Here is a 15324-nt window from a genome sequence, read left to right on the forward strand (position 1 = left end):
TCTGGGACCCCTTTCAAAATCCGGCCTAACGGCGCACCGCGGTCAGCAGGCCGGCCCCGACCGGCAGCACGGCCGGGATCCACTCCTCGGCCTCGCGCATCGTCTTGAGCAGGTCGCGGATGGTGACCGTCACCGCGTCCCGGGCCGACGGGTCGGAGATCCGGCCACCGGCGTGCGCCCCGTTGATGATCAGCGTGCCGCCGGGGCGGAGCAGCCGCAGCGCCGCCTCCGCGCACGAGCTGAACTCGGCCGGGTCGGAGTCGACGAAGACCAGGTCGTAGACGCCGTCGGCCAGCCGGGGGAGCACGTCCAGGGCCCGGCCGGCGATGATCCTGGTCCGCGACGGGGTGAAACCGGCCTCGACGAAGATGCGGCGGGCGATGCGCTGGTGCTCGTTCTCCACGTCGATGGTGGTCAGCACGCCGTCGGCGCGCATACCCCGGAGGAGCCAGGTGCCGCTCACGCCCGTACCCGTGCCGATCTCCACCACCGCCTTGGCGCTCCCCGCGGCCGCCAGCAGGCGCAACACCGAGCCCGCGCCCGGCGAGACCGGGTCGAGGGCGAGCTCCGCGGCCAGGGCGCGGGCGGTCTGCAGGACGACGTCCTCGGCGGCATAGGCCTCGGCGAACATCCGGCTCTGATCCGGCAAATCGGACGAACGCGCTGCGCTGACGATGGGGACCCCCTTGGTGCGGGATGTGCGACCCGGGACCGGCGCACATCGGGTAAGAGAGTAGAAGTGATGTCCGCGGAGCGCGCACCGGGCCGTCGATGGCTGAACGGTCCGGCCGATCCGTGTCATCCTGGAGCGTGGGGGCGCCGGGATGGCTCCCGGAACGAGTGGAGGCATCGACGTGACCGACGGCTCATCACCGTGGTGGAACGGTGACGCCAGGCATGATCCTTGGCGGGACCCGTACGCTCCGTCGGCCGTGGTGATCCCCAGCGCTCCGGTCAGCACCGGACCCGCGCCGGAAAAGGTCCCCGATCCCGACGCCCCGCGTCGTGGCCTCGGGCCGACCCTGATGATCTGCCTGGTCACCGCGCTGCTCGCGGGCGGCCTGGGCGGCACCCTGGGGTACGTGTTCGCCACCCGCTCCGGCGTCGGCGGCGGCACCACCCTCGGCGCTCCGCAACAGGCCGCGCCCGGCGCCGCCCAGCGCGCCCCCGAGTCCCTGGCCGGGGTGGCCAAGGAGGTCGCGCCCAGCGTGGTCACCGTGCGGGTCACCGGCGCGATCGGCTCCGGCTTCGTGGTCTCGGCCGACGGTTACGTGATCACCAACGACCACGTCGTCGAGGGCGGCGGCAGCGGCGCCATGTCGGTCGCCTTCTCGGACGGCTCGACCGCCACCGCGAGCCTGGTCGGCCGCGACCCCGAGTCGGACATCGCGGTCATCAAGGTCGACAAGTCCGGCCTGCCGCCGATCAAGTTCGGCAACTCCGACGAGATCGCGGTCGGCGACCCGGTCCTCGCCTTCGGCTCCCCGCTGGCCCTGGCCAACACCGTCACCTCGGGCATCGTCAGCGCCCTCGACCGCACCATCCAGGCCGGCGAGCCGGGCGGCACGACGCGCTACTACGCGGCGATCCAGACCGACGCCGCGGTCAACCAGGGCAACTCCGGCGGCCCGCTGGTCGACGGGGCCGGCCGGGTGATCGGCGTGAACTCGGTGATCCGCTCGGTCGGCGCCACCGACACCGAGGCCGGCAACATCGGTCTCGCCTTCGCCATCCCGATCAACCAGGCCCGCCGGGTCGCCGAAGACATCATCGACACCGGCAAGGCCCGGCGTACGGTGATCGGCGCCGAGGTCAACACCGGCAACGCGAGCGGCACCGGCTCCGGCGGCGTGGGCGCCCGGCTGCGCACGGTGAACGCGGCCGGTCCCGCGGCGGCCGCCGGCCTCAAGGCGGGCGACGTGGTCACCAAGCTCGACGGGCACGTGCTGGAAGACGGCACCGACCTGATCGCCCTGGTCCGCAAGTACGCGCCGGGCGCCACGGTCGCGGTGGAGTTCCGCCGCGGCGGCAAGGCCGAAACGGCTTCGGTGACGTTGGCCGCAGACGCGAAATAGCCGACGCACAGCTTTCGTGGTTAGGCTGGCGCGCGGGATCGTTCTGGGGAGGCCCGGTGTTCGAGAACCTGAACTGGTGGGAGATCGGCGCGCTGCTGATGCTGGCGTTGCTGATCTTCGGGGAACGGCTGCCCAAGGTGCTGGGTGACGGCCTGAAGATGCTGCGCGGCCTGCGGGCGATGGCTCAGAACGCGACCAGTGACCTGAGCCGCGAGCTGGGCACCGACATCCAGCTGCAAGACCTGCACCCGAAGGCGTTCATCCGCAAGCACCTGCTCAGCGAGGAAGACGAGCAGAACCTGCGTAAGCCGCTGCAGGGCCTCTTCGAAGACGTGAAGTCGGATCTCAACGACGTGAAGAACGCGGCCGACATCAACAAGGCGCCCGCCACCCCCGCGCCGGCAGCTCCCAAGCCGCCGGCGCGCCGTTCCTTCGACGTCGACGCTACCTAGTCGTCACGCTCAGGCCGAGCGGCTTGCCGACCAGCGACTCGCGCCGCAGGGCGAGCTTGTCGGCCACCGCGTCCAGGGCCTGAGCCGCGGGCGAGTCCGGCGCCTCCAGCACGATCGGCCGGCCGGCGTCGCCCGCCTCCCGCACCCGGGTGTCCAGCGGCACCTGGCCCAGCAACGGCACCGAGGCGCCGACCGTCCGGGTCAGCGAGTCGGCCACGGTCTGGCCACCGCCCGCGCCGAAGACCTCCATCCGCGAGCCGTCCGGCAGCTCGAGCCACGACATGTTCTCGACCACGCCGACCAGGCGCTGGTGGGTCTGCATGGCGATCGCCCCGGCCCGCTCGGCCACCTCGGCCGCGGCCGTCTGTGGGGTGGTCACCACCAGGATCTCGGCGTTGGGCAGCAGCTGGGCCAGCGAGATCGCTACATCGCCGGTGCCCGGCGGCAGGTCGAGCAGCAGGACGTCGAGGTCGCCCCAGTAGACGTCGGCCAGGAACTGCTGGAGCGCGCGGTGCAGCATCGGCCCGCGCCACACCACGGCGGCGTTGCCCGCGGTGAACATGCCGATCGAGATCACCTTCACGCCGTGCGACTGCGGCGGCATGATCATGTCTTCCACCCGGGTCGGCCGGCCCTCCACGCCGAGCATCCGCGGCACCGAGTGGCCGTAGATGTCCGCGTCGACCACGCCCACCGACAGGCCCCGTTTGGCCAGGGCGGCGGCCAGGTTGACGGTGACGCTCGACTTGCCGACGCCGCCCTTGCCGCTGGCCACCGCGTACACCCTGGTCCGGGAACCGGGCTGGGCGAACGGGATGACCGGTTCGGCGGCGCCGCCACCGCGCAGCTGCTGCTGCAGCGACTTGCGCTGTTCCTCGCTCATCACGCCGAAGTCGATGCTGACGGTGGTGATCCCGGGGATCGTGGTGAGCGCGGCGGTGATGTCGTTGGTCAGCTTGTCCCGCAGCGGGCAGCCGGCCACGGTGAGCAGCAGCTCGACCTTGACCAGCGCGTCCGCGACGGTGAATCCCTTGACCATGCCGAGCTCGGTGATCGGCCGGCGGATCTCGGGATCGTCGACGGTGGCCAGGGCGGCCTGGATCGCTTCCTCGACGGTGGGGGCGGGTGCAGACATGGTTTTGAGCTTACGTCGGCGTCAGGTGTGGTCGGCGTCCCACTCCTTGCGGTCCTCGTCCCACTCCTTCCGGTCCAGCTTCGACCGCCGCATCGCCGCCTCGTCCAGTTCGTCGGCCAGCCGGGCCAGCTCCGACCGCAGGAAGTCGCGGGTCGCCACCTCGCCCAGCGCGATTCGCAGCGAGGCGATCTCACGGGCCAGGTATTCGGTGTCGGCCTTCTGCTGCGCGGCCCGGCGCCGATCCTCCTCCATGCCCAGCCGGTCCCGGTCGGTCTGCCGGTTCTGCGCGAGCAGGATCAGCGGCGCCGCGTAGGAGGCCTGCAAGGACAGGACCAGGGTCAGGAACGTGAAGGTGTACGGGTCGAAGCGCAGGCCCGCCGGGGCCAGTGTGTTCCAGAGGAACCAGGCGGCGATGACCAGCGTCATGATCACGATGAAGTTGGCTGTGCCCATGTACCGGGCGATGCTCTCCGACCAGCGGCCGAACGCCTCCGCGTCGAACCGGGGCAGGCGGACCCGGCCCGGCTCGACCGGCTGGTCCAGCCGGTCCTTGCGCGGTTCGGTCATGCCTCAGCTCCCGGGAGGATTCCCTGCCCGGCCTCTTCCGCGTCACGGTCGCGCCAGTCGCGCGGCAGCGAGTGGTCGAGAACGTCGTCGACGGTCACGGCGCCGACCAGCCGGTTGGTGTTGTCCACCACCGGCATCGCCACCATGTCATAGGTCGCCATCCGCCGGGTGATGTCCTTCAGGTCGTGGTCCGGGTGCAGCGGGTCGATGTCGTTGATCACCAGGCCGCCGAGCAGCGAGGCCGGCGGCTCCCGGAGCAGACGCTGGAAGTGGACCATGCCCAGATACTTCCCGCTCGGCGTCGCGCTCGGCGCCCGCGCCACGAACACCTGCGCGGCAACCACCGGCGGCAGCTCGGGCTCGCGGATCCGGGCCAGCGCCTCGGCCACCGTCGCGTCCGGCGTCATGATCACCGGCTCGGAGGTCATCACCGAGCCCGCCGTGCCCGGCGAGTAGTTCATCAGCTGCCGGACCGGGGCCGCCTCGTCCGGCTCCATCAGGTCGAGCAGCAACGTCTGCTCGGCCTGCGGCAGTTCGGCCAGCAGGTCGGCGGCGTCGTCCGGCTCCATCCGTTCCAGCACGTCCGCGGCCCGTTCGCGATCCAGCTTGATCAGGATCTCGACCTGGTCGTGCTCGGGCAGCTCCTCGAGCACGTCGGCGAGCGTACGGTCGCTCAGCGCCGCCGCCACCTCGTCCCGCCGCGCGTCCGGCAGCTCCTGCAAGGCGTTCGCCATGTCGGCCGGGCGCATCTGCTCGAGCAGCGCCACCAGGTTGGCCGACCCCTGGGTGTCGGTCGGGCCGACCAGTCCGCGCACCCGGTCGTACTCGGCCTGGAACACGTGCCCGCGCCGGGTCAGCCGCCCGGTGTGCTCGCGCACCGCCACCCGGGTGATCAGGTACTCGTTGTTGCGGTTCAGCTCCATGCCCAGGTCGACCACGCTGCCCGCGGTCTTCTCGGGCTCGACCGTGACCCGCCGGTCGAGCAGGTCCTCGATGACGAGCAGCTCGTTCGGCCGCTTCTCGAACCGGCGCAGGTTGAGCATGCCGGTGGAGAGCACGACCGCCTCGGCGTCCATGCTCGTGACCCGCCCGATCGGCAGGAAGATCCGCCGGCGCAGCGCCATCTCGGCCACCAGCCCCACCACCTGCGGCGGCCGGTTCGTGGTCCGCAGCCGCACCACGGCATCGCGCACCCGGCCGACCCGGTCGCCGTTGGGATCGAAGACGGGAAGCGCCGCCAGCCGCGCCAGATAAACCCTCGTCCCCAGTGTCACGGGCTCCAGCCTAGGCGCTGGGTTAGGGTCCCGGGCATGTCCACCGTGGCGTACGAGATCGTCGACGTCTTCACCGACCGCCCCTTCGCCGGCAACCCGCTCGCCGTCGTCTTCGGCGCCGCGTCGCTCGCCGGCGATCAGATGCAGGCCCTGGCCAGGGAGTTCAACCTCTCCGAGACGGTGTTCCTGCTGCCCGCGACGACGCCCGGGGCCACCTACCGGGCGCGCATCTTCACGCCCGAGTCGGAACTCCCGTTCGCCGGCCACCCCAGCGTCGGCGCGGCGGTCACCGGCGTGCGCCGCGGCCTGTTCCCCGAGGGGCAGGTGGTGCAGGAGTGCGGCGCCGGCCTGCTGCCGATCACCGTGGCCGCGGCCGGCGAGGCGAGCCTGACCGGCGGGCCGGCCACGCTGGGCGATCCGCTCGACGCCGCGCCGCTGCTGGCCCTGGTCGGCCTGTCGGCCGACGATCACGCGGGCCCGGCCCCACGTCGCGCCGGGTGCGGGCTCGAGTTCACCTACCTTCCGGTACGCCGGGAAGCCCTGTCCCGGGCCACGGTGCCGCTGAACCCCGACGTCCCGATGCTGAGCGTCTTCGCGTGGTCGTCCCCGACGGCGTACGCGCGGGTCTTCTGCCCCGGCGTGTCGGTCCCCGAAGACCCGGCGACCGGTTCGGCGGCCCTCGGACTCGGCGTCTACCTGACCGCGTCGGGCTGGCTGCCGGCCACCGGGAGCAGCGCCTACACGGTCCACCAGGGTGTGGAGATGGGCCGCCCGTCCCTGCTGCGCTGCACGGTGACGGCCGGCGCCGGGGCCGTGACGACCGCGACGGTCCGCGGCCACGTGGTCCCGATCGCCAAGGGTGAGATCGCCGTCCCGCCGTTCATCGGCTGACCTCACCGTCGCCGCGCTTACCTTCTTCTGGTCGGGCCGCCTGCCTTGCTCGGCTCAGCCCGCCCCGCCCTGTCGGGCCCGCCTGTCTGCCTACCGGGCCTGGCCTGCCGGTTCTGGCCTGCCTGCCCGACCGGGCCGCGCGTGTTTTCGCTGGTCAGCGGCGGCGGACGCGGTGCAGGCGGAACGGGCGTTTGGTCTCGACCCGGGCCGGCGTCTCGCGCACGACGGCGGCGCCGGAGGTGTCGGGCAGGTCGGGCGAGGTCGTGGGCGTCTCCTCGGCCGGGGTGAGCCGCACCACGGCGCAGCCCTCCTCGGCCCAGCGGGCGATCTGCGCGTCGGCCGTTCCCGAGGCGTTCAGGCGCTTGGCGGCCAGCTGCGGGGTGACGGCGTCCCACTTCTCGGTGCCGGGCTGGAGCCGCTCGACGACGGCCTCCCACAGCACGATCAGCCCGCCGGTGTCCCCGCGCAGCCGCACGCTGACCCGCGACGCCTCGCCGAGCCCCGGCGCCGCCTGCTCGCCGGGCCCACTGACCATGATCAGCGACCCGTCCAGCGGCACGCACCACAGCCCACGCGCCGCCCCGCCATCCACCGAGACCCAGGCGATGGCGGCCTTCTTCAGCGCCTCGTCAAGCACAGCCGAACCCACGCCGCCATCCTCCCACGCCGCGCCACCTCTCCCGTCCCTGCTCCGTGCACTCCCGCGCCCCTCGCTCAGACCGGGACCGGCCGGCGGTCGATCAGGGTGAGCAACTCGGTCAGCGAGTCGACCGCCGCCCCGCGGAACCTGGTGTCCCGCCCGAAGACCAGGTGATCGGCCAAGTCGGGCGCGGCCAGCCGGACCGCGGTCATGCCGACCGCCTCGGCGCCGGTCAGCTCGTGGCTGCCGCCGTCGCCGACGTACACGCATTCTTCCGGGCGTACCCCCAGCCTCTCGCACGCCGTCAGATAGATCCGGGGGTCGGGTTTGCAGAAGCCGACCTCGACCGAGAAGACGCTGGCGTCGAGCAGCCCGGCCACCGGCAGGCTGGGCAGGAAGGCCGGCAGCTCGTGGGTGCAGTCGCTGATCAACGCGGTGGCCAGGCCGCGCCCCCGGATCTCGATGAGAGCGCTCACCGCGTCGAGCCGCAGCTGCGTATCGGCCTTGAGCGCGTCGACCCGGGCCGGCACCGCGGCACGGAGCTGGGCGGGCCGCGGGCGGCCGCCGGCCTGCTCGGACACCCATCGTAGGGTGGCCTCGGCGGACCCGAACGCGCCCTTCGCGCGGGAGTGGAACGTGCGATCCAGGACGCCGCGGACGACTTCCGGATCGCAGCCGAGAGCCCGGGCGATCTCGGCGTGCTGAGGCCCGCGCCTGACGCTGCGGGTCAGCGTGCCGAAGAAGTCGAAGATGACCGCACGTAATGCGGACACAGAGCACCAGCCTCCAAGGCATCGATGTATATGAGCGGAGGGGAGCGTAACCAGGCCTTCACTTTCCGCTCAACTGAGGTCAACAAACTGTGACGTGCAGCTATGCAAGAAGCGACGCCGAGGGATGAATATGCGTTCAAACCGCGCTTTGCTCACCGGAGCGGCGCTGGCGATCGCGGTTCTCGCCGTCTCTTCGTCGGCGCCGCTGATCGCGTTCGCGGCCGCGCCGGCCCTGGCCATCGCCTTCTGGCGCAACGCGCTCTCCGCCGCCGCGCTCACGCCGATCACGCTGGGTCCGCGCCGCGCCGAGTTCCGTGGCCTGCTCCGCGGCGGCCGGCGGGACGGCCTGTTGTGCGTGCTGGCCGGGGTCGCCCTGGCCGTGCATTTCGCGACGTGGATGCCGAGCGTGCAGCTGGGCTCGGTGGCGACGGCGACCGCCCTGGTGGCGACCCAGCCGGTGTGGCAGGGCCTGATCGCCGCCGCGCAGGGCCGTCGCCCGTCCGCCGCCGCGTGGGTCGGCATCGGCCTGGCCGTCGCGGGCGCCGCCTGGGCCACCGGCGCCGACCTCACGGTCTCCACCCAGGCCGTCCTGGCCGACATCCTCGCGCTGATCGGCGGCATGGCGGCCGCCGTCTACACCGCGCTGGGCGAGCGCGTCCGGGCCCGCACCAGCACCACCACCTACACCTGGGCCTGCTACGGCACCTGCGCGGTGGTCCTGCTGATCGTCTGCCTCACCCTCAGAGCCCCACTGCACGGGTACGCCGTGAGCACCTGGCTAGCCATCCTGGCCATCGTGGCCGGCGCCCAGCTCCTGGGCCATTCCATGTTCAACTACGCCTTGCAGCACATCTCCGCCACCACGGTGAGCGTCCTGATCCTCCTGGAAACCCCCGGCGCGGCCTTGCTGGCCTGGTCGTGGCTGGGCCAGCACCCAAGACCGGCCGCCCTCCCGGGCCTGGCCCTGATCCTCTCCGGCGTAGCCGTGGTCATCCTCGGCTCCCGCCGCCCCACCCAACCCCGCCCGGCCAAAGCCTCGCTAACCGAAACCGCCGACCCAATCCTTTGACCCGCGACAATCCGGGCCTCCCACCGCGCTCGGCGTCCTTGGCGAGACACCGATCGACCCCGGCATGCTGAGCCGCCGGCGCCGTTGTCAGCGTGGGCCGGCCCTGCGCCGAAGGGCGGGTCAGAAGTCGTCGTAGGGGGAGGTGCTGCCCGTGTCGCTGACGATCGCGAAGATGATGAGGGCCACCGTCGCGAGGGCCAGCGCGGTGGCCACCCAGCCGATGATCACGCCGGCCAGGGCCATGCCGTTGCCGCTCAGGCCGTTGGTGCGGATCCTGCGCTGGGCGACGTGGCCCATGATCGCGCCGACGACGCCGAGGAAGCCGCCCACGCCCGAGGCGCAGACCGCGGCCACGGCGATGCACGAGATGACCAGCGAGGCGATCGCCAGCCCCTCGGCCGGCGGCTTCAACGCCGGACCGTAGCCCTGGCTGTACGGACTGCCGTACCCATAGTCGTAGGGCTGCGGCGAGGCATAGGGCGTGTACGGCGGAGGCTGATAGGCCGCCCCGTAGGGCGACTGCTGTTCCGGCGTGGCGTAGGGCAACTGCGGGTAGGCCGCCTGGTTCGGCGTCCCGTAGGGCGACTGCTGTTCCGGCGTCGCATACGGCAACTGCGGGTAGGCCGCCGGCGTTTCCGGCGAGTACGGCTGCGGCGGCTGGTAGGGCTGGACCGGGTCGGGCGGCGGGTACTGCCCGTCCGAGCTGGGCGGCGGTGGGGGGTAGGTCATCGCGTTCTCCGTCCGGCCGCGCTGGTTGTCCGCAAGGATAGACAGGGCTGTCATCAGCGGTGGCCCCGTTTCGCGCGATCGGACGACACGGCACGCGGACCCCATGTTTGCCCCGACCGGGCCGACCGGGCAGGATCGCCGCATGGTCGACGACGCCCGTTCGCGCGGTGGCAGCCCGCCGAGGCGCGACACCACGCGCCCCGCGGCCGGTCGTCGGCCACGCACCACCTACGCGAGCAGCACCGATTTGCCGGAGGCCGAGATGGCTGTGGACGTGCCTGACAACGACACGGAGGAAGCGCCGGTCACCTTGCGCCTGGACGGCAAGGTCGCGCTGGTCACCGGCGCCGGCAGCCCGGACGGCATCGGGTACGCCACCGCGCGCCGCCTCCGCGACCTGGGCGCCCGGGTGGCGATCGTGTCGACCACCCGGCGCATCCACGAGCGCGCCTCCGAGCTGGGCGTCACCGGTTTCGTCGCCGATCTGACCGACGATTCCGAGGTCGGCGCGCTGGCCGACGCGGTCGCCGACTCGCTGGGCGACGTCGAGGTGCTGGTGAACAACGCCGGCCTGGCCAGCCGGGCCAGCCCCGAGGTGCTGCGGCCGGTGGCGCAGCTCACCTACGACGAGTGGCGTTCCGAGATCGACCGCAACCTGAGCACCGCGTTCCTGGTCAGCCGCGCCTTCGTGGGCGGCATGGCCGAGCAGGGCTGGGGCCGCATCGTCAATCTGGCCGCCACCGCCGGCGCGGTGAACGCGCTGCCGACCGAGGCCGCCTACGCCGCCGCGAAGGCCGGTGTGGTGGGCCTGACCCGGGCGCTGGCGATGGAGCTGGTCGCCGACGGCGTGAACGTCAACTGCGTCGCGCCGGGCACGATCTACACCGCCGCGTCCACGGTCACCGAGATCAAACAGGGCTTGGGCACACCGATCGGCCGCCCGGGCACCCCGGACGAGGTCGCCGCGGCGATCGCCTTCCTCTGCTCACCCGCCGCCTCCTACATCACCGGCCAGATGCTGGTGGTCGACGGCGGCAACAGCGTCCGCGAGGCCGAGTTCCGCTGAGAGCGGGGCCCGATGCTGGTGGTCGACGGCGTCCGCGAGGCCGGGTTCCGCTGAGAGCGGGGCCCGATGCTGGAGGCGGACGGCGGCAACGGCGTCCGCGAGGCGGAGTTCCCGCTGAGAGCGGGCGCCGCGCCGGCCGGGTGAGCCCCGGACCGGCGCGGTGACCGATCAGAAGCTGCCGGAGCTGCTGCTGGCCAGCCCGACGATCGCGATGACGTAGATGCCACACCCGATCACCGAGAGCCCGGTGAAGATGTAGCCGAGCCAGAGGCCGGCGGTGGCCAGGCCATCGCCCTGCTCGCCGGTCTCCCGGATCTGCTTCTTCGCGAGGTGGCCCAGGACGATCGCGGCCGGCGCGAAGACGAACGCGAACACGAGGGCCAGGATCGCCAGCGTGTTCGTGGTCGCCACCTGCGGGCCGCCATACGGCGGCGGGTAACCCGGCTGCCCGTACCCCTGCTGTTGCTGCCCGTACGCCGGCGGCGGGTAGGGCTGGCCGCTGGACGGCGCACCGCTCGAAGGCGGCGACGAATACGGGTCTTGTTGCGAGTACGACGGCTGCTCGTACTGCCCGTAAGGCTGCTGCGGCTGATAAGGGTCGGGCGAGCCGCCTGGCGGCGGATAAGTCATGTCGGTCCTCCTCGTTCACCGGGCACCGTACTGGTCCGGGGTGGTGGCGGGACACCCCGTTCGAGGTGTGTTCCGCAGCTGTGACGCTCTTGGGACAGATCAGTGCAGCCGGCTGAGACCGGCGACGGCCCTTTCGACGGCCACGCAACGGTCCTCGACGTAGTCCAGACCGGCCTCGGTGGCGATCTTCCGCGCCTCGGCCGACACGATCCCGGATTGCAGCCAGACCGCCGGCGCCTTTATCGCAACGGCCTGACGCACGATCTCGACGGCATCGGCCGCCGGCCGGAAGATGTCGACCAGATCGACCGGTTCCCCGATGTCGGCCAGCGTGGGCACGGTCGGCACCCCGAAGACCTCGTCGGCGAACGGGTTGACCGGGATGATCCGCCACCCGTGCCGCATCATCTGCAACGGCACCGAATGGGACGGCTTCCACGACTCGCGCGAGGCCCCGACCACCGCGATGACCTCGGCGTCCCGCAGGATCTGCTCGGCAGTACGCATGCCTCGACTCTAGCGACGCCGCGCATCCCCCCGGTGAGCGGAACGTCACAACGTCACAGGAGCGTGAGCTGGGTGGGCTCGTCGGCCTCGGCCGGCTCGATCGGCAGCGACCGTGCCTCGCTCGGCCCGGACCGGTGCAACCCGTGTCGCCGCGCCGCCATCCGCACCCGTGCCGTGATCTCGTCCTGGAACGGCTGGGGCAGGTAGGACCCGCGACCGTAGAGCCGGCGGTAGTGCGGGGCCAGCTCAGGATGGTTGCTCCGCAGCCAGGCGGCATACCACTCCTTGGCGCCGGGCCGCAGATGGAGCGGCAGGGGCGTCACGCTGCTCGCCCCGGCCGCGGCGATCGCCGCCACCGTCGCCTCGATCGACTCGTCGGTGTCGGTGAGCCCGGGCAAGATCGGCGCCATCAGCACGCCGACCGCGAACCCCGCGTTGGTCAGCGTGCGAACGGCGTCGAGCCGGCGGCGCGGGCTGGGGGTGCCGGCCTCGACCGACCGCCAGACCTCTTCGTCGAGGAACCCGATCGAGAACGAGATACCGACCCGGGTCACCTCGGCCGCCTGCTTGAGCAGCTCGAGGTCGCGCAGGATCAGCGTGCCCTTGGTCAGGATGGAGAACGGGTTGGCGAAGTCGCGCAGCGCCTCGAGGATCGGCGGCATCAACCGGTAGCGGCCCTCGGCCCGCTGATAGACGTCGACGTTGGTGCCCATCGCGATGTGGGCCCCGGACCAGCGCGGCGCGCCCAGCTCGCGGCGCACCACCTCGCCCGCGTTGACCTTGACCACGATCTGGGTGTCGAAGTCATGGCCGGCGTCGAGGTCGAGGTAGCGGTGGGTGTTGCGGGCGAAGCAGTTGTGACTCACCGTCCCGTCGGCCACGAAGTCGCCTGTGCCGGTGGTGATGTCGAACAGCGGCAGGGTCAGCCCGAGCGGCTCGATGTCGACCACGGTCAGCTGGGTGTCGCTGCGCACGCCCACCCCGGAGGCGTCGAGCCGCGCGCCGGTCACCCCGGTCATGTGGCGGAACCGCAGCGCCGCCCACAGGTCGCGGGGCGTCTCGACGGTCGCGGCGCCAGGCGGGCGGGCGGCCGGTCGGCGGCTGGCCAGCCCGAGATGGGTCAGCGCGTCGGTCACGTGGCGCAGGAACATGGCGTCGTGGCTGGTGAAGACCACGGCCAGGCGGTCGGTGCGGCCGGTCGAGCCGTAGGCGCCGGCCAGGAAGCCCCGGTGCCAGTCGTCGCCCGGCGCCTCGGGCCAGCGCAGCGCGTCATGCAGCGGCATCTCGTCGAGGTAGCCGTCGGCCCGGACCCAGGCGTCACCCTCGCGCGCCCGGCCGCCGTCGCCCCGGATCAGCCCGCACAGGAAGCCGGCCTGGTAGTCGGGGGTCTCCTTGGGTGGGTCGGCGAACCGGCCGACGCCGGGCAGCCGGTCGCCCACCGCCAGCGCCGGGCACTCGGCCCGGACCGGCGAGACGTGTCGCCAGCCGCGGTCGGTGAGGAACCGGTGTTCGCCGCCGGAGACGATGCGGGTGCCGTCGGCCAGCGTCACGCGCCAGGCCGGCTTGCTGGTGCTCCAGTGGTCGAGCACGGTGGTCGGCACGTAACGCCGGTGTGGGCCGGCGCCCATGGTGCCGAGCACGGCGTCACCGGGGCGCAGGTCGGCGATCGGGCGCGTGCTGCCGTCGGCCATCAGCACCGGGGTGTCGCCGGCCAGGCAGTACGAGCACGCATGCGAGCAACCGCGATAGGGGTTGATCGTCCACTCGAACGGCACCCGGGAGGCGCCGGGCACCCGGTTGATCACCGATTTCGCCCGCACCTCGTAGAACGTCATGCCCCGGAACGCGGGCGTGTCGAACGTGCGCACGGTGGCGCCGGGCAGCGCCAGCGGCAGGGGTGGTGCCGCCGGCGCCGCCCTGTCGAGGAGCGAGGAGTCGGCTTCGGCCGACAGGTGGGACCATCGCATGCCGAAGATTCGAACACATGTTCGATCACCTGTCCACCCGCTTCACCCGGGTGTGGACAAGGAGAAGCGCCGCGGTCCCGGAGGGGCCGCGGCGCCTGTGGTGAAGCCGTGCGAGGTGCTCAGCCGGCCTGCGAGGCCAGCTGCTTCTTCACGTCCTCCATGTCGAGCTTCTCAACCTGCTCGATCAGCGACTCGAGGGCCGATTCCGGCAGCGCGCCCGGCTGTGAGAAGACGAGCACGCCGTCGCGGATGGCCATGATGGTCGGGATCGAGCGGATGTCGAACTTGGCCGCCAGCAGCTGCTCGGCCTCGGTGTCGACCTTGCCGAAGGTGATCTCGGTGTGCTTCTCCGAGGACCGCTCGTAGGTGGGGGCGAAGCGCACACACGGCCCGCACCAGCTGGCCCAGAAGTCGACCAGGACGATCCCGTCCTTCTTGGTGACCTCGTCGAAGTTCTCTGCGGTCAACGCAACGGTGGCCATGATCTCTCCGTCCACGGGAAATGGCTTACCTGACGTGAAACCCCTCGTCACCGTAGACAATTCCCGGACACCGAGTGGCCGACACGTGTGCTACGGCACCTTTCGAGTTACCGCGCTCACCAGGGCATTATGACGGAAAGTGATGGAACCGCTTCCGGCAAATCGACCTGCTAGCTGGCAGTTTGCGACCGGGCAAGATATCTGGCAGATACACGCTGTCGCAGATCGCAGCCGGTGCCGTGAATGCCGTATTCAACTGAAAACAAAGTTTAATGTGACCTGGGTCACTTTATAAAACTCTTCACATCGATACGCAGGGTGAGGCACACTGTAAATCCAACAGAGCGTGGGCGGCGGGTGCCGGGGAGGGCCCCGCCGCTCATTGCGTCCGCAGGTTGTTTAGCGTGAGCCCGGTGACTGAGCCCCCGGCTGTTGAACCCGACGAGGTCGAGATCGGTGTCGGCCCGTGGCCCGGCGAGTGGCCCACCGGCAAACAATACGACCCCGAGCTTCTCGCGCACGGCGATCGCCGCAACGTCGTGGATCGCTATCGGTACTGGACCCGCGAGGCCGTGGTCGCCGATCTCGACACCCGCCGGCACGATTTCCACGTCGCGATCGAGAATTGGCAGCACGATTTCAACATCGGCACGGTCGTCCGCAACGCCAACGCGTTCCTCGCCCGTGAGGTGCACATCGTCGGCCTCCGCCGGTGGAACCGCCGCGGCGCCATGGTCACCGATCGCTATCAGCACGTCCGGCACCATCCGGCCATCGACGACTTCGTGGCCTGGGCCGAGGGCGAGCGGCTGCCGGTGGTCGGGATCGACAACCTGCCCGGGTCGCGGCCGCTCGAGACGGTCACCCTGCCGCGCCGCTGCGTACTCCTCTTCGGCCAGGAGGGTCCCGGCCTCTCCGAGCCGGCGCGGGCGGCGTGCGCCCAGCTCTTCTCGATCGCCCAGTACGGCTCGACGCGCTCGATCAACGCAGGCGTGGCCAGCGGCATCGCCATGCACGCCTGGATCACCGCACACGCCGGACCGCTGCCCGCGGGAAATGAGTGAACA

Annotated in this window: 17 protein-coding genes; 6 read left to right on the top strand and 11 right to left on the bottom strand. The window is 71.6% G+C overall.

The window, feature by feature from the left end; genetic code table 11:
* Window positions 1–25 precede the first annotated feature (25 nt).
* Window positions 26–631, bottom strand: a complete 606-nt coding sequence (locus tag AB0O15_RS04095) for an O-methyltransferase (protein ID WP_364313730.1) — start codon at window positions 629–631, stop codon at window positions 26–28.
* A 193-nt stretch (window positions 632–824) separates the two neighbouring features.
* On the opposite strand from AB0O15_RS04095, the gene AB0O15_RS04100 reads away from it, so the two are divergent.
* Entirely contained in the window at window positions 825–2075 is a 1251-nt protein-coding gene (locus tag AB0O15_RS04100; protein ID WP_364313733.1) for a trypsin-like peptidase domain-containing protein, read from the top strand.
* Between the two features lie 56 nt (window positions 2076–2131).
* Window positions 2132–2527, top strand: coding sequence for a preprotein translocase subunit TatB (locus AB0O15_RS04105; RefSeq protein ID WP_364313736.1), 396 nt, complete (start codon window positions 2132–2134; stop codon window positions 2525–2527).
* On the opposite strand, the gene AB0O15_RS04110 is transcribed toward AB0O15_RS04105, so the two are convergent.
* From AB0O15_RS04110 to AB0O15_RS04120, 3 genes are read right to left on the bottom strand one after another with little or no spacing between them, the layout of a single operon-like run.
* Window positions 2520–3662, bottom strand: coding sequence for an Mrp/NBP35 family ATP-binding protein (locus tag AB0O15_RS04110; RefSeq protein ID WP_364313739.1), 1143 nt, complete (start codon window positions 3660–3662; stop codon window positions 2520–2522). The two genes, AB0O15_RS04105 and AB0O15_RS04110, sit on opposite strands and share 8 nt — an antisense overlap.
* 21 nt (window positions 3663–3683) lie before the next feature.
* On the bottom strand, window positions 3684–4229 hold the full coding sequence (locus tag AB0O15_RS04115; protein WP_364313741.1) for a DUF1003 domain-containing protein: 546 nt from the start codon (window positions 4227–4229) through the stop codon (window positions 3684–3686).
* Window positions 4226–5503 carry a CBS domain-containing protein gene (locus AB0O15_RS04120; RefSeq protein WP_364313744.1) on the bottom strand — a complete coding sequence of 426 codons (1278 nt, stop codon included), beginning with the start codon at window positions 5501–5503 and terminating at the stop codon, window positions 4226–4228. Before AB0O15_RS04120 ends, AB0O15_RS04115 begins: the two co-directional genes overlap by 4 nt.
* A gap of 36 nt (window positions 5504–5539) precedes the next feature.
* Here AB0O15_RS04120 and AB0O15_RS04125 point away from each other — a divergent pair, with 36 nt between their 5' ends.
* Window positions 5540–6394: a PhzF family phenazine biosynthesis protein gene (locus tag AB0O15_RS04125; RefSeq protein WP_364313746.1), complete on the top strand. Its 855-nt coding sequence runs from the start codon at window positions 5540–5542 to the stop codon at window positions 6392–6394.
* A gap of 154 nt (window positions 6395–6548) precedes the next feature.
* Here the strand turns inward: AB0O15_RS04125 and AB0O15_RS04130 are convergent, their stop codons facing one another.
* Window positions 6549–7043 (bottom strand): hypothetical protein, encoded by a 495-nt coding sequence (locus AB0O15_RS04130; RefSeq protein WP_364313749.1) that lies wholly within the window; start codon window positions 7041–7043, stop codon window positions 6549–6551.
* Window positions 7044–7108: 65 nt separating this feature from the next.
* Complete coding sequence (locus AB0O15_RS04135; protein ID WP_364313752.1) at window positions 7109–7807, bottom strand: HAD family hydrolase; 699 nt, start codon at window positions 7805–7807, stop codon at window positions 7109–7111.
* A gap of 124 nt (window positions 7808–7931) precedes the next feature.
* On the opposite strand from AB0O15_RS04135, the gene AB0O15_RS04140 reads away from it, so the two are divergent.
* The gene (locus AB0O15_RS04140) at window positions 7932–8876 is read left to right on the top strand and encodes a DMT family transporter (RefSeq protein WP_364313754.1); all 945 of its coding nucleotides are present in this window, start codon (window positions 7932–7934) and stop codon (window positions 8874–8876) included.
* Window positions 8877–8996: 120 nt separating this feature from the next.
* Here the strand turns inward: AB0O15_RS04140 and AB0O15_RS04145 are convergent, their stop codons facing one another.
* Complete coding sequence (locus tag AB0O15_RS04145; RefSeq protein ID WP_364313756.1) at window positions 8997–9605, bottom strand: DUF4190 domain-containing protein; 609 nt, start codon at window positions 9603–9605, stop codon at window positions 8997–8999.
* Between the two features lie 142 nt (window positions 9606–9747).
* Here AB0O15_RS04145 and AB0O15_RS04150 point away from each other — a divergent pair, with 142 nt between their 5' ends.
* Window positions 9748–10671: an SDR family NAD(P)-dependent oxidoreductase gene (locus AB0O15_RS04150; RefSeq protein ID WP_364313758.1), complete on the top strand. Its 924-nt coding sequence runs from the start codon at window positions 9748–9750 to the stop codon at window positions 10669–10671.
* A 168-nt stretch (window positions 10672–10839) separates the two neighbouring features.
* Here AB0O15_RS04150 and AB0O15_RS04155 read toward each other — a convergent pair whose 3' ends face one another.
* The 4 genes from AB0O15_RS04155 to trxA all read right to left on the bottom strand — a co-directional run bounded on the left by AB0O15_RS04155 (window position 10840) and on the right by trxA (window position 14257).
* Complete coding sequence (locus tag AB0O15_RS04155) at window positions 10840–11301, bottom strand: DUF4190 domain-containing protein (protein ID WP_364313761.1); 462 nt, start codon at window positions 11299–11301, stop codon at window positions 10840–10842.
* Between the two features lie 99 nt (window positions 11302–11400).
* Window positions 11401–11808: a CoA-binding protein gene (locus AB0O15_RS04160; protein WP_364313764.1), complete on the bottom strand. Its 408-nt coding sequence runs from the start codon at window positions 11806–11808 to the stop codon at window positions 11401–11403.
* A gap of 53 nt (window positions 11809–11861) precedes the next feature.
* Window positions 11862–13775: an intein-containing Rv2578c family radical SAM protein gene (locus AB0O15_RS04165; RefSeq protein ID WP_364313766.1), complete on the bottom strand. Its 1914-nt coding sequence runs from the start codon at window positions 13773–13775 to the stop codon at window positions 11862–11864.
* Window positions 13776–13894: 119 nt separating this feature from the next.
* Window positions 13895–14257, bottom strand: coding sequence for a thioredoxin (trxA, locus tag AB0O15_RS04170; RefSeq protein WP_364313768.1), 363 nt, complete (start codon window positions 14255–14257; stop codon window positions 13895–13897).
* A 413-nt stretch (window positions 14258–14670) separates the two neighbouring features.
* On the opposite strand from trxA, the gene AB0O15_RS04175 reads away from it, so the two are divergent.
* Window positions 14671–15321: an RNA methyltransferase gene (locus tag AB0O15_RS04175; protein WP_364313771.1), complete on the top strand. Its 651-nt coding sequence runs from the start codon at window positions 14671–14673 to the stop codon at window positions 15319–15321.
* Window positions 15322–15324 lie beyond the last annotated feature (3 nt).

The sequence above is a fragment of the Actinoplanes sp. NPDC089786 genome, assembly GCF_040684855.1.
Lineage (GTDB): Bacteria > Actinomycetota > Actinomycetes > Mycobacteriales > Micromonosporaceae > Actinoplanes.